The following is a 12,240-nucleotide window of genomic DNA, read 5'->3' on the forward strand; positions in this document are numbered from 1 at the left end:
TTCCAACTATTTGAGTAATTAAATTATTTGATATAGTATACCTTTACCCGAAAACATTGAACATATTTTGTTAAATAGTTCTATATCCTCAATGTTTTTATGACTATAGCCACACTCCTTTAAAGCAATTCCAATATTATAAAATACTCTCTCCCATTCATTAATAAAATCCCACTTATTCATTGAAATACTGGAAACTCGATTTAAATTATCTATTATATCTCCAACCACACAATACCAACGTGAATGAATCTCAACTATATCTTCTTTCCATTTAATAAGCCATTGACTGCAAAAAGTATCAGGTAACCAATTAATTATTAATATCCCTTCTTGTTTCATCACAAGTTCCTGTATTACTATAATAATGTCATTTATCATATAACTTATATCATATTTATATGATAAAGGTATGCTAACATAATTCCATACCATTATTGCTGCCTCTGTTCTCATAGGAAATATGGTTTCTATTGCTTCCATTAATTTGCTATCATTCTCGTCAACTGTCCGATTATTTATTGGTTTACACGCTTGTATATAAAACATTTTAAAACCTCCTGCTCCGTTTTATGGCATAGGTTAACCATGCCATGTTCTCGTTCCATTATTACGCCGCTTCCCTTTCCCAGGCGCAATATCCGCAAAAGAAGCAAACTTATCTGCATTGGAAAAATCTATTAACGTCTCCTATCTCAACAAGTAGCTTCGCTAACATAACCTAATCTATCTGACTGAGATATCTTATAAAATATGGGCAGTTATCTAATATTTGATAACTATGAAAGTATTCGTTCTTCATTACTGATGATGCAAGAATTAGAAATTGCTCGTTAAATAAATTATAATTAAGAATCAATAACCTGAAAAGACAGCTATCCCAAGATAGCCGCCTTTTGTAATTAGAAATTATTATAGTTCCTTACCATCTGCTAAAGAAATTTTGTGCTCTGTTTCATTAATTATCAAACTCATATAATTTTCATAAAGTCTAAAGTCATCGATAATATCACTATCATACATCCATACTTTATCCCCCTTAGTAGTTAATGATTGAATACCTAACTCACAGCATACAAGTATTCTTTCTTCATTTTCAATACTTATAACATCATATACCAACGAATCACATTGTATCTCATTAACTACTTCCTTACTTATTGTGTTGTAAAAGTAAACTGATTTATCAGATGATAAAACCATTACATTTTTATTACTGATTTTAATTCCATGGGGTATAATACCATGCCCTTCATTTAAAACTCCCACAACACTTTTTACAGAATAGATTAAAAATTCAAACACATAAAACTTATTCCTATTCTGAATATTATTACCTATAATTATTCCATCCTTTTCCTTAGTGTGTTCATTCAATTCTGACTCAGAATCTAATTCATATAGATAAATCTCATTATTAATAGTTAATAACCTCATCATTTTCCTCCAAATAACGTTACAGTAATTAATTTTGCACCATCCCAAATGGACTCAACCTTAACCACGCCATTTGCTCCTGAAAGTAGTGATTCTCTAACAACCCTACCGTTTTCCTGTACTTTTAATATACTTGATAAATTGTTATAAGCTTCAGTAAGATTGTTAAGGACTATTTTTCTTCCGCTTGCGTTATCAAATATTCCAATACTATTTAATTGACGTTCCATTTCTACAGAACGCTCAATATTATGTATATTGCCTGTTGCATTACCAAATACATATTAAAGTTTTTTACCAAACTCTGGTACAGTCTTACTCGCTCCCTTTGTTAAATTTCCTATTCCACTACCAAGAGCAATATCGCGATCATATATTATTTCACCTGTCTTAACATATTTATATGCCCTTACACCACTAACCGTTGCTGTTGTAAATCCTTCAAGTACTAAAGTTGATGAAAAATCTCCTGCTATTTTAGCCCATTCTGGGTCCATACCCATATTTAAAGCATTTTGCTTATTAATATGTCCCCATAATCCAGGCCATCTATCCCAAAGATATTTAGCAAAATTTTTAGCTTTATTTAATGGATTTTTCGAATTCTTCATATTCAGAATATCTCGTTCATATGCTAATAACTGATTATCAGGATTACTTATATTCGTCCCCTGACCAGCTTAGCTTTATCAAAGGAACCATGACCGGATCCACCGTCATTCACCATCGTATTTTTAAATACATGCCCAGTTGGGTCAATATTAATAACCGGAATGTTGGAAGTATAAATATAAAGATTTAAGCTAATTATGATGCTGTTATCACCTTTATAACTGTCTTCGCTTATAAACCTTCCAATTTCTGCGTCATAGTATCTGGCTTTAGCATAGTATAATCCACTATTATCATCATACACATGTCCAGTAAAAGCAAATATGGCAACTTGAACAGTATTACCTTTATCCATTCCATCTTTACTTAGCAGTTTTCCAAACTCATCATTACTTAAGGACGCCTTCACTGCCCCAGTCTTATCCAAAATATCCGTTACCGTATTCTTCTCATCCGTCCGATAATATCCCATTATACCATCGTTGTCAGTACTTACCAAGCCTTTCCCATAAGTAAAGTAAGAAGTCTTCGTATTCCCGCCCTCGGTGGTATCAATTGCTCCTACAATATCTCCATAAGCAGACTGGGTATCGATAACATATTCTTTCTTATTCTTTCGGATACCATCTGACTTCACCTCAGAGCTCACCCGGTTCCCGGTTCCGTCATAGGCATAACTGCTTGTCATACCTTTATCAGCATTTATAACCTTTGACAGCATTCCGGCAGAATCAAAGGTATAGCTTTCGGCTAACTTTCCATTCTCTTTTACCGCTCCGCCTACTCTCCTGCCTCTGTGCCAGCAGTCCGGTACTGTCATAAGTATATAGGGATTCTGCTCCATTGGAAAACTTCTTTGCCGTAACCTGTCTCGTGGTACATTAGATAATCTTAAACATAATCGTAGTGTTTCATTGAATGCCATTATCAGTTATGCGAAATACTGGATTTCATTGAAAAAGATGTTATTGCATTTATTCAAGATAACAATTAATCAGAGTATTTTACTTGGTAATTTCAAAAACAGTTTTATAATACAAATATGGGCAAAACCACTGTAAAGTGACCTTGCCCATGTAAATTATTTAAATCTTATAAAAGTAATAAACATTAGGTAATCTCTTATTAGTTATATTTATTAATTTCTTCATCCGTTGGTTTTCTATTGAAATCTTTACCAATATACTCTTTTTTAGATACTCCATATAGCTTGTAATTTTCTTGAGCTTCCACTAAAGATAACTTATTCGCGCCTATAACTTTATCAGGATTACAATGAGCAACTTCATCATATTGCCATAAGCATACTTCGCATATCTCTGTAATGATTTCATCTTCTTTATCAATGGTATAATATCCACAGCAAGGGCATTTGATTTTATAATTCATACATCCTCCTTATTTAGGTTTATATCTATTAACTTGATCAATCCAATAATTCAAACCATTTTCAGGTTTAAAGTAAGTTGATATACCACCATATTGGTTTACTATTGCAAACTCATTAGTTTTAATATCATACCTGAAATAAGTACCTCTTTCAGATACAAAACTTTGGGTTGTTGTTGTTGTGGGTTTTTTCTTAACAAAATTTCTGGCACCTGCAAGATATTCTTCTTCTGTTTTATATCCGAAGTCTCCACCATGGTCCATGAAGTGTGATGTGAGTCTTTTACCATTCTTGAAATCAGCACCTAAATTTCTTGTACCTTCATAAGATTTACCTGCTCCCTTTACAGTATTCTTAGCCCTATTCCAACCAGCTTTTCCACTATTTTTATAGTATTTATTTCCACCTGATTCTAAATAGAAGGGATTTTCTCCTGTACCATTACCATTTTTATATGGATTAAATACCCTTAAATAAAGCAAGGACTCTCTTTCTGCTTCCATTTGCTTGTTATAGTAAAATCCAGCGAGCCATAAGGAATACCCTTTCTTCTCAAGACGATAACTTAATTTTAGTATATTTATACCGTTTTCTGAAAGTCCATATTTATGCGCAACCTTTGCACTTATTGAATTACTGGTCTTATTAAATAGCTTATCTAAATTACCGATCCTTTGTAAGGCATAACCATAACCTATCTCTCCATATTCCTTTACCAGGCTTTCTTTATAGTTCTGTATGGCTGGATTATACTGATTATAACCAGCTTTACTCCTCACCTGGGATACCGTAAGCCGATTGCTGTTTAAGGTTCTGATATCGTTGTTCTTGGATTTTAGCTTTAATTTTTTCTTTAAGAACTCAAAAGGTCCTTCCTTGTAATTGAAATCATGTGCAAACTAACGGTCATCTATAATGATTTCACCTTTATAGACTGCAAGTTCTTCTATATTATAAACTCTATACTTTTTATTGGCTGATACATTTACATGCCCTCTTCTTGCATCATAGGTATAACTGCCCTTTGTATATCGTAATATTGTACTCAGCTTCCACAAATCATGACCGGTAGGATCCACATGAATGATCGGATTATTCTGAACATATATATACAGATTCAAACTGCCCGGATTCTCTGCCTGTCCCTGATAGGTGTCTTCGCTGATAAACCTTCCAATTTCTGCGTCATAGTATCTGGCTTTAGCATAGTATAATCCAGTATTATCATCATACACATGTCCAGTAAAAGCAAATATGGCAACTTGAACAGTATTACCTTTATCCACTCCATCTTTACTTTAGGCTACTGTCTGACCTCACCTCTGAACTTACCCTGTTACCGGCTCCGTCATAAACGTAACTGCTTGTCTTCTCCTGCATCCACATAAAGCCCCGAGTACCGGCAACCTCAGATGATAGCCTTCGTTCTTAAGAACGGGCAAGGGCGCGACAGCCTATCTACCGCAAGACTCATCATTTCAAACAGGTTATTTGCTTTGGTGTGTGATGTTAACTCTGTTTGAAAAGCATTGCAAGTCATTTCTGCGGTTTGTATCCAAGCTGTCACATTCAGAAAAAGAAAAAGGGCAGATTTTTCGTACCCCCTTATACCCCCCTCTGGCACAAATTTTACCACAGGCATATTTCCTTGAAAAGAGGGGTTCATAGGGGTTCAGCCTATATTATCAAAATTTTTTTACTTTCAATCGCATCCACTCCCAGTCTTACCCCTGTAACGCACGGTAACACCCTGTATCCCCTTCAAATAGGATGGTGGGAGGCAGGTGTACCCTCTGCGCTCAATTTAAGCTTGTCGGGCTGACTTGAGGACAGTCGAACATTCTAAAATCCAGCGTAAATCCCGGTCGAAAAAAGAGCAGGATAAAGCGACCCCTCACAGCCACAAACGCCGGCAGTGCCGGCGTTGTAGCGGTTCGCTTTAGGGTGCTGTAAAACAACTTTTGTGCTATGTAGGTGGCTGTGAATGGCAATAAACCCGCATTTCTAGCCGTTTTTATAGGTGCGGTGCAGGTAGTTAGCTTGCATAATCTCAGCCAAATCCCGCTTTTTAAAAAGTGTCCTCAAAATGCACCTTCGAATTGTCAAGGAGCATGTGGGGTCATTGCTGGTCCCTATGCCTGCACAATTTAATTAACTTTTGTCAAACCAGTTATATCAATACGTTCTACGGGTTTAATGCCCTCAAAGTATTTCTGCTCGTACAGCCTTTTGATTGTTTCGATGATTTCTGCTTTATTTACATCTTTAACTAAAATTAAATTCGGTTCAATTGCATAATAACCATAACTATCTAATTCCCTTTCAAAGTCTTGTTTTAGAGTAAAAACATCATATACTCTTACATGAAAAAAGATATTATCTACTTTAACATAAACATCAACTCGATACCCTTTATTCTTAGCCTCAAATTCAGCCAATTCAGAATCATCTAGAAAAAAGATTTCTATTGTTTGCATAATATTTATTCTCCCCCTATTTTATTGGTGATGTTTTTATTTGATTCAATAATCCTTGAAATTCGTCAACGCCCATAGAGCGAGATGGAACAATTACATAATGCTCCGCATTTTTCCTTGTTGTATTATTTTAAGTCCATCAGGTAATGAATCAATTTTATATGCCCGCCATATTTTGATACTGCGCTTGGGTTAACATTAAGAGATACTCCATGCGTATCTTTTACTATTCCTGTTACTTTATCAACTTTTATTTCACCGGGCTTTATCGTAAAGTTATTGCCTCCTCGATAGACTGAAACTGCTTCATCTCCATATCTAACTGTAACCTTTCCCGCGCCCTTTGTTAAATTTCGTATTCCACTACCAAGAGCAATATCGCGATCATATATTATTTCACCTGTCTTAATATATTTATATTAAGAGCATCATACTTATAGGAGTAAGCCTTTCCTAAGGCATCAGTATAGGTACTTAAGCGGTTTAATTTATCATAGGTGCAATTAACAGTATCCCCAAGGGCATCCTTCTCCTGGGTGAGGTTGCCGTTCTTGTCATAGGTAAAAGTTGTCTTTACACCCAGAGGGTCCGTTTCTGCTGTTTTTCTTCCGAACAGATCATAATCATAGGTGGTCTTTCCGCCGTCTGCTGCGGTAACTGCAGTTACATTGCCCATGCTGTCATATTCATATTTTTCTACAGCGGATAAGGCATCCGTTACCTGGCTTAAAAGACCGGTTGCCGTGCTGTAAGTGTATTTGGCAGCATTTCCGTTCTTATCCGTCTCCTTTGTCAGCTTACCGTCCTTATTATAGGCTGCAAGTGTGGTATTACCGTAAGCATCGGTTATCTTGGTTAAACTGCCGTCCTTCAAATACTCATAGCTTTCGGTGCTGCCTGCGTTATTTACATTACCCATAGCATCCTTAGCCTAGGTGATGCGATTGAAGCTGTCATAGGTATAGGCTACGGTATTGCCTTCCGCATCTGTCACAGAGGTCATATTTCCCCTGCTGTCATAGTTTCTGGTCTCAAAGGAGCCATCGGGAAGGGTTACCTTTGTAATGGCCAAGTTCTTCTATATTATAAACTCTATACTCTTTATTGGCTGATACATTTACATGCCCTGAAATATAGGAATTTATCCAAATACAAAGTTTGAGTTACTAAATATTATAGCTCCTTACCATCCAATAAAGAAATTTTGTGCTCTGTTTCATTAGTTATCAGCCTTATATAATTATCATTAAGTGTAAAATCATCAATATTATCACAATCATATATCCAGTCTCTATCCCCATTAACATTTAATGATTGAATACCTAACTCACAGTAGATAATAATTTTTCCTTTATCTTCTAAATTTATTATATCATATATTAACGAATCACATTTCTTATTTTTAACAATTATCTTACTTATTGTGTTGTAAAAATAAATCGTTTTATCAGATGATATGACTAATACCTTTTCATTACTGAGTAATATTCCATGAGGTATAATACCATGCCCCTCATTTAAAATTCCCAACACAATTTTTGTAGAATTATTTAAGTACTCAAACACATAAAATTTATTCTTAGTCTGAACATCATCTTCCAGAATTATCCCGTTATATTCCTTGATGTATTCATTCAATTCAGACTCAGAATCTAATTCATAAAAGTGAATTTCATTGCTAATAGTTACCAGTCTCATCGTTTTCCTCCATATAACGTCACAGTAATAAGTCTTTTACCATCCCATATAGATTCAACCTTAACGGCTCCATTTGGTCCAACAAGCAATGATTCTCTTACAACCCTACCATTTTCTTGTGTTTTTAATATACTTGACGAATTATTATAAGCTTGGGTAAGATTGTCAAGAACCACCCTTCTTCCTCTTTTATTATCAAATATTCCAATACTATTCAATTGTCGTTCCATTTCTACTGAACTCAAATATTATGCCTACTTCCAGTTGCATTACCAAATACATATTCAAGTTTTTTACCAAACTCTGGTGTAGCATTACTCGCTCCCTTTTCCGCAAAGAACTGCAGATTCATCACCATTTTTCCGTTAGACCTACCAGTATACTTTGCAATATCCGCCATCGTATCTATATTATTGATAAGACCGTCAAACGGGACTGAAAGTGCTATTAAATCCACTTCAAGATTTGCCATATTAATAGGATTTGGTGTCGCACAAACTTGAAAGAGGTCGATTGCAACATCCGTTGCATCAATGACATCACCGGTTACCGGCAGGAAGCTAAGAACTGTGTATGCTCCCAGTACTCCTACCATCATCGTTATTCTATGTGTATTCTGCCTAACCTGCAATAATGTTGCGTGATTCTTATAGGTGTTTTGCCTGGTTGCCCCTTCCTGGCCCAAAATTCTGCCAGATCTTTTTGATCTATTCTAAAGGTTGAAGTAATGCGTAATTTCTTGGGATAAGCACTGCCACCATCATTTACCATCGTAGTTAAATGACCTGACAAATCAATATAACGAATCGGGTTATTGTAGGTATAGATATAAAGATTTAAACTAATGATGCTGCTATTATTATCATTATAGCTATCTTTGCTGATAAATCTTCCAATTTTAGCATTATAATACCTTGCCTTTGCATAATACAACCCTGTACTATCATCATATACAAGCCCGGTATAAGAAAACAGATTCCCCACAAAGATATTCCCATTGTTTAGCTCTTCTGTATTTTCCAATACACCAAATTCATCATAGCTTAAGGAAGCCTTTACATTCCCGGTTTTATCCAGAATATCCGTCACTGTATTCTTCTCGTCTATCCGGTAATACCCTATTATACCATCCTTCTCCGCACTAACCAAACCATTTCCATAAGTAAAGTAGGACGTTTTTGTCTTTCCTTCTTCTGTGGTATCAATTGCTCCTACAATATCACCATAAGCAGACTGGGTATCAAGGACATATTCTTTCTTACTCTTTCGGATACCATCTGACTTCACCTCAGAGCTCACCCGGTTCCCGGCTCCGTCATAGGCATAACTGCTTGTCATACCTTTATCAGCATTTATAACCTTTGACAGCATTCCGGCAGAATCAAAGGTATAGCTTTCGGCTAACTTTCCATTCTCTTTTACCTGTGATAAGTTTCCCTGTTTATCATAAGCATAGTCTTTTTCTTTCGTTCCCTGTTTTTCCTCTGTCAGCTGGTTTAATGTATTGTAGCTGTAAGTAATTTTACTCTTTCCGCTCTCTTCCTTGCTGCTGCGGTTGTTGAACTCATCGTAAGCATATTTTCTGGTAACCGTTCCATCTCCTACCTTTGTCAGCTGATTCAGGGCATCATAGGTATAGGTGATAGTGTTGGTTGTTCCATTCTTTAATCCGGTTTCCTTTGTACGGTTTCCGCCTGCATCATATACATAGGAATAAGTCTCTTTTACCGCTCCACCGGTTTTCTCCTGTCTCTGTGTCAGCAGTCCTGTACCGTCATAGGTATAAAGGGATTCTGCTCCATTGGCAAGCTTCTTTGCCGTAACCTGTCCTAAAGCGTCATAGTTATAGGTATTGCTTCCTCCATTGGTATCAGTTACTCCTGTCAAATTCCCGGCTTTGTCATAGGCATAGGATACCTTGCTGCCATCCGGATAAGTCATGGAGTCCTTCTCACCGGTCTTTGTCCAGGTATAACGGATACTCCGGTTCTTACCGTCGGTTACTTTTTGGGTCTGTCCCAGACCATCGTATTCGTAGGAAGTAGTTCCTGTCCAGTCTGTCATAGTCTTAACGCGGGAAAGGGCATCATAAGTATAGGCTACTGTCTTTCCGTCAGAATACGTCTTTTTTAGCAGACTGCCTGCTTTATCATAGGTATAACCGGTAACCGTATTATCCCTGGTCGTTTCCTTTATCTTACGTCCGGCACCGTCATAAGCATAGCTTTCACTTAGGGTCATTCGGCAAGGAAAAATAAACTTACTGAAGAAAAAAGAGGTCCAAAGCGGGGTCTCAACCGGAGTTGGATTATGTCACTGCAATTGAAAGCATAAAGAAAGGCCACATTAGCCAAAACTGTGTGACCTATTTTATTATATTTCAACAACTTCTAATTCATTACCAGGTATCGCAAGTAATGCTATAGTATACCCATTAGTACTATCGGAAAATTCCACCTCAAAATTCCCATCGTTATAGTCTTCGAGAGTAAATCCTAAGTCACCTTTTTTAATCCCGTATTTTTCGAAGTACTTATCTGTTAAAAGCCTAACTTTTTTGTATGCTTCCATAACATATCATCTCCTTACTTAGTAAAACCTGAAAATGGTGTATTCAGTGTTATTGATCCGTCCGGTCTTATCATCCAACCCGACTTTAGGTAACTAGTATTTCCTGCTGCATCGCCAATACCAGGTAATTCTATTTCAATATTTATTTTTTGACCATATTGAGTAGGCTCACCATTTATCTTATATTGGCCATTTTTATATTTTGTCATTGCTTGCTCAATATAATTTTTTGTTAAAGCTTCTGAGTTCTCCATACTGTAACCTAAATTTTTATATACTACATCTTTGCCGGGTGCTGCTCCATCTTTAAATATATACTCAGTAAATTTTCTCATGTCTGCTGAAACATTACCATTTCTTATAACAGTACCATCTATTTCAAAAGCAGATTTAACCGTTCCCTTTACAGTATTCTTAGCCCTATTCCAACCAGATTTTCCACTATTTTTATAGTATTTATTTCCGCCTGATTCCAAGTAGAAGGGATTTTCTCCTGTTCCATTACCATATTTATATGGATTAAATACACTTAAATAAAGCAAGGACTCTCTTTCTGCTTCCATTTGCTTGTTATAGTAAAATCCAGCGAGCCATAAGGAATACCCTTTCTTCTCAAGGCGATAACTTAATTTTAGTATATTTATACCGTTTTCTGAAAGTCCATATTTATGCGCAACCTTTGCACTTATTGAATTACTGGTCTTATTAAATAGCTTATCTAAATTACCGATCCTTTGTAAGGCATAACCATAACCTATCTCTCCATATTCCTTTACCAGGCTTTCTATATAGTTCTGTATGGCTGGATTATACTGATTATAACCAGCTTTACTCCTTACCTGGGATACCGTAAGCGGATTACTGTTTAAGGTTCTGATATCGTTGTTCTTGGATTTTAGCTTTAACTTTTTCTTTAAGAACTCAAAAGGTCCTTCCTTGTAATTGAAATCATGTGCAAACTGACGGTCATCTATAATGATTTCACCTTTATAGACTGCAAGTTCTTCTATATTATAAACTCTATACTTTTTATTGGCTGATACATTTACATGCCCTCTTCTTGCATCATAGGTATAACTGCCCTTTGTATATCGTAATATTGTACTCAGCTTCCACAAATCATGACCGGTAGGATCCACATGAATGATTGGATTATTCTGAACATATATATACAGATTCAAACTCCCCGGATTCTCTGCCCGTCCCTGATAGGTGTCTTCGCTGATAAACCTTCCCGTCTGTGGATTATAATATCTGGACTTTGCATAGTAAAGTCCTGTACTCTCCTCATAAATGTGTCCCGTGTAAGAAAATAAATCTTCTGCGACGGCATTATCGTTGATTCCTTTAAAGTTATTTTTCCGATTGCCGAATTCATTATAATCAACTGGTTTTAATGTCTCACACAAATTTTATTAATTTGCTGATAAAAATAAGCATGAAAGTAATCACTTAATTTTACATGACTTTCATGCTTATCTTTTCCAAATCCTCTTTATGAAATTCTAAATTCATAAAGATAGTGCTGAAAATAAAGTTGCCCTACACCCAACACTTGATATCATTTAATTAATTAAACCTTTTTCGCAGAGCCTCCTGATATAACGATTTCTTTCCGATATTTCATTACCAATACCATATGGTTCATATTTATTAGTATCTTCTTTTGCAATTTCAATACTATCTTCTTTTATCCTATAAGAACTCCACTCTCCTTTACTAATGAAATATTTCTTATAACCTGAATCATCATACCAAAAATAAGGCATTTCAATTTCTTCTAGAACAGGTTTATTATCAAATACTTCCCATATTCCTTTTTTAATTCCATCATCATAGCACCAATGTATGACGATAGGTTTTTCATTACTGACACTTTCATAATCAAATTCCAAGATGTTTGTTATTGGTTTCATCTTATATAATTCAATAAGAATAGTATCTTCATTCTTATTCAGCACCCTGCCGACTCCCTTCAAATTATCCACTAGTGGTACTATAAATAAATCACCTATTTTGTATTTTATAATTTTAGCCATTAAATCTTTCCTTTCT

The 12,240-nt window shown here is 35.7% G+C and carries 18 protein-coding genes; all 18 read right to left on the reverse strand.

Features of this window, described 5'->3' with window-relative positions:
- Nucleotides 1–18: 18 nt before the first annotated feature.
- Nucleotides 19–549, reverse strand: a complete 531-nt coding sequence (locus BUB77_RS00685) for a hypothetical protein (RefSeq protein ID WP_073271850.1) — start codon at nt 547–549, stop codon at nt 19–21.
- 363 nt (nt 550–912) lie between these two features.
- Nucleotides 913–1,437, reverse strand: coding sequence for a hypothetical protein (locus tag BUB77_RS00690; RefSeq protein ID WP_073271853.1), 525 nt, complete (start codon nt 1,435–1,437; stop codon nt 913–915).
- On the reverse strand, nt 1,437–1,667 hold the full coding sequence (locus BUB77_RS00695) for a hypothetical protein (protein WP_073271855.1): 231 nt from the start codon (nt 1,665–1,667) through the stop codon (nt 1,437–1,439). The genes BUB77_RS00690 and BUB77_RS00695 overlap by 1 nt, the downstream gene beginning before the upstream one ends.
- Before the next feature lie 54 nt (nt 1,668–1,721).
- Nucleotides 1,722–2,048: a hypothetical protein gene (locus BUB77_RS00700; RefSeq protein WP_073271857.1), complete on the reverse strand. Its 327-nt coding sequence runs from the start codon at nt 2,046–2,048 to the stop codon at nt 1,722–1,724.
- A gap of 47 nt (nt 2,049–2,095) precedes the next feature.
- A complete protein-coding gene (locus BUB77_RS00705) occupies nt 2,096–2,893 on the reverse strand; it encodes an RHS repeat-associated core domain-containing protein (RefSeq protein ID WP_073271859.1) in 798 nt (265 codons plus the stop codon).
- Between the two features lie 281 nt (nt 2,894–3,174).
- Entirely contained in the window at nt 3,175–3,438 is a 264-nt protein-coding gene (locus tag BUB77_RS00710; RefSeq protein WP_073271862.1) for a CPCC family cysteine-rich protein, read from the reverse strand.
- 9 nt (nt 3,439–3,447) lie between these two features.
- On the reverse strand, nt 3,448–4,218 hold the full coding sequence (locus tag BUB77_RS30230; RefSeq protein ID WP_207650825.1) for a hypothetical protein: 771 nt from the start codon (nt 4,216–4,218) through the stop codon (nt 3,448–3,450).
- A gap of 120 nt (nt 4,219–4,338) precedes the next feature.
- Complete coding sequence (locus tag BUB77_RS00720) at nt 4,339–4,725, reverse strand: RHS repeat-associated core domain-containing protein (protein ID WP_073271865.1); 387 nt, start codon at nt 4,723–4,725, stop codon at nt 4,339–4,341.
- An 861-nt stretch (nt 4,726–5,586) separates the two neighbouring features.
- Nucleotides 5,587–5,916, reverse strand: coding sequence for a hypothetical protein (locus BUB77_RS00730; protein ID WP_073271870.1), 330 nt, complete (start codon nt 5,914–5,916; stop codon nt 5,587–5,589).
- 391 nt (nt 5,917–6,307) lie between these two features.
- Complete coding sequence (locus BUB77_RS00735) at nt 6,308–6,835, reverse strand: RHS repeat protein (protein WP_073271872.1); 528 nt, start codon at nt 6,833–6,835, stop codon at nt 6,308–6,310.
- Nucleotides 6,836–6,847: 12 nt separating this feature from the next.
- Nucleotides 6,848–6,988, reverse strand: coding sequence for an RHS repeat domain-containing protein (locus BUB77_RS00740; RefSeq protein ID WP_073271875.1), 141 nt, complete (start codon nt 6,986–6,988; stop codon nt 6,848–6,850).
- A 101-nt stretch (nt 6,989–7,089) separates the two neighbouring features.
- Nucleotides 7,090–7,614, reverse strand: a complete 525-nt coding sequence (locus BUB77_RS00745; RefSeq protein ID WP_073271877.1) for a hypothetical protein — start codon at nt 7,612–7,614, stop codon at nt 7,090–7,092.
- Complete coding sequence (locus BUB77_RS00750; protein ID WP_139241071.1) at nt 7,611–7,859, reverse strand: hypothetical protein; 249 nt, start codon at nt 7,857–7,859, stop codon at nt 7,611–7,613. The genes BUB77_RS00745 and BUB77_RS00750 overlap by 4 nt, the downstream gene beginning before the upstream one ends.
- A complete protein-coding gene (locus BUB77_RS00755) occupies nt 7,856–8,212 on the reverse strand; it encodes a hypothetical protein (protein WP_073271882.1) in 357 nt (118 codons plus the stop codon). Before BUB77_RS00755 ends, BUB77_RS00750 begins: the two co-directional genes overlap by 4 nt.
- Before the next feature lie 2 nt (nt 8,213–8,214).
- Complete coding sequence (locus BUB77_RS00760) at nt 8,215–9,855, reverse strand: RHS repeat-associated core domain-containing protein (protein ID WP_073271885.1); 1,641 nt, start codon at nt 9,853–9,855, stop codon at nt 8,215–8,217.
- A 132-nt stretch (nt 9,856–9,987) separates the two neighbouring features.
- Nucleotides 9,988–10,185 (reverse strand): DUF4926 domain-containing protein, encoded by a 198-nt coding sequence (locus BUB77_RS00765; protein ID WP_073271886.1) that lies wholly within the window; start codon nt 10,183–10,185, stop codon nt 9,988–9,990.
- A gap of 14 nt (nt 10,186–10,199) precedes the next feature.
- Nucleotides 10,200–11,594 (reverse strand): RHS repeat-associated core domain-containing protein, encoded by a 1,395-nt coding sequence (locus tag BUB77_RS00770; protein WP_073271889.1) that lies wholly within the window; start codon nt 11,592–11,594, stop codon nt 10,200–10,202.
- Between the two features lie 156 nt (nt 11,595–11,750).
- A complete protein-coding gene (locus tag BUB77_RS00775; RefSeq protein WP_073271892.1) occupies nt 11,751–12,224 on the reverse strand; it encodes an Imm26 family immunity protein in 474 nt (157 codons plus the stop codon).
- Nucleotides 12,225–12,240 lie beyond the last annotated feature (16 nt).

Source organism: Anaerocolumna jejuensis DSM 15929, assembly GCF_900142215.1.
Classification (GTDB): Bacteria; Bacillota; Clostridia; order Lachnospirales; family Lachnospiraceae; genus Anaerocolumna; species Anaerocolumna jejuensis.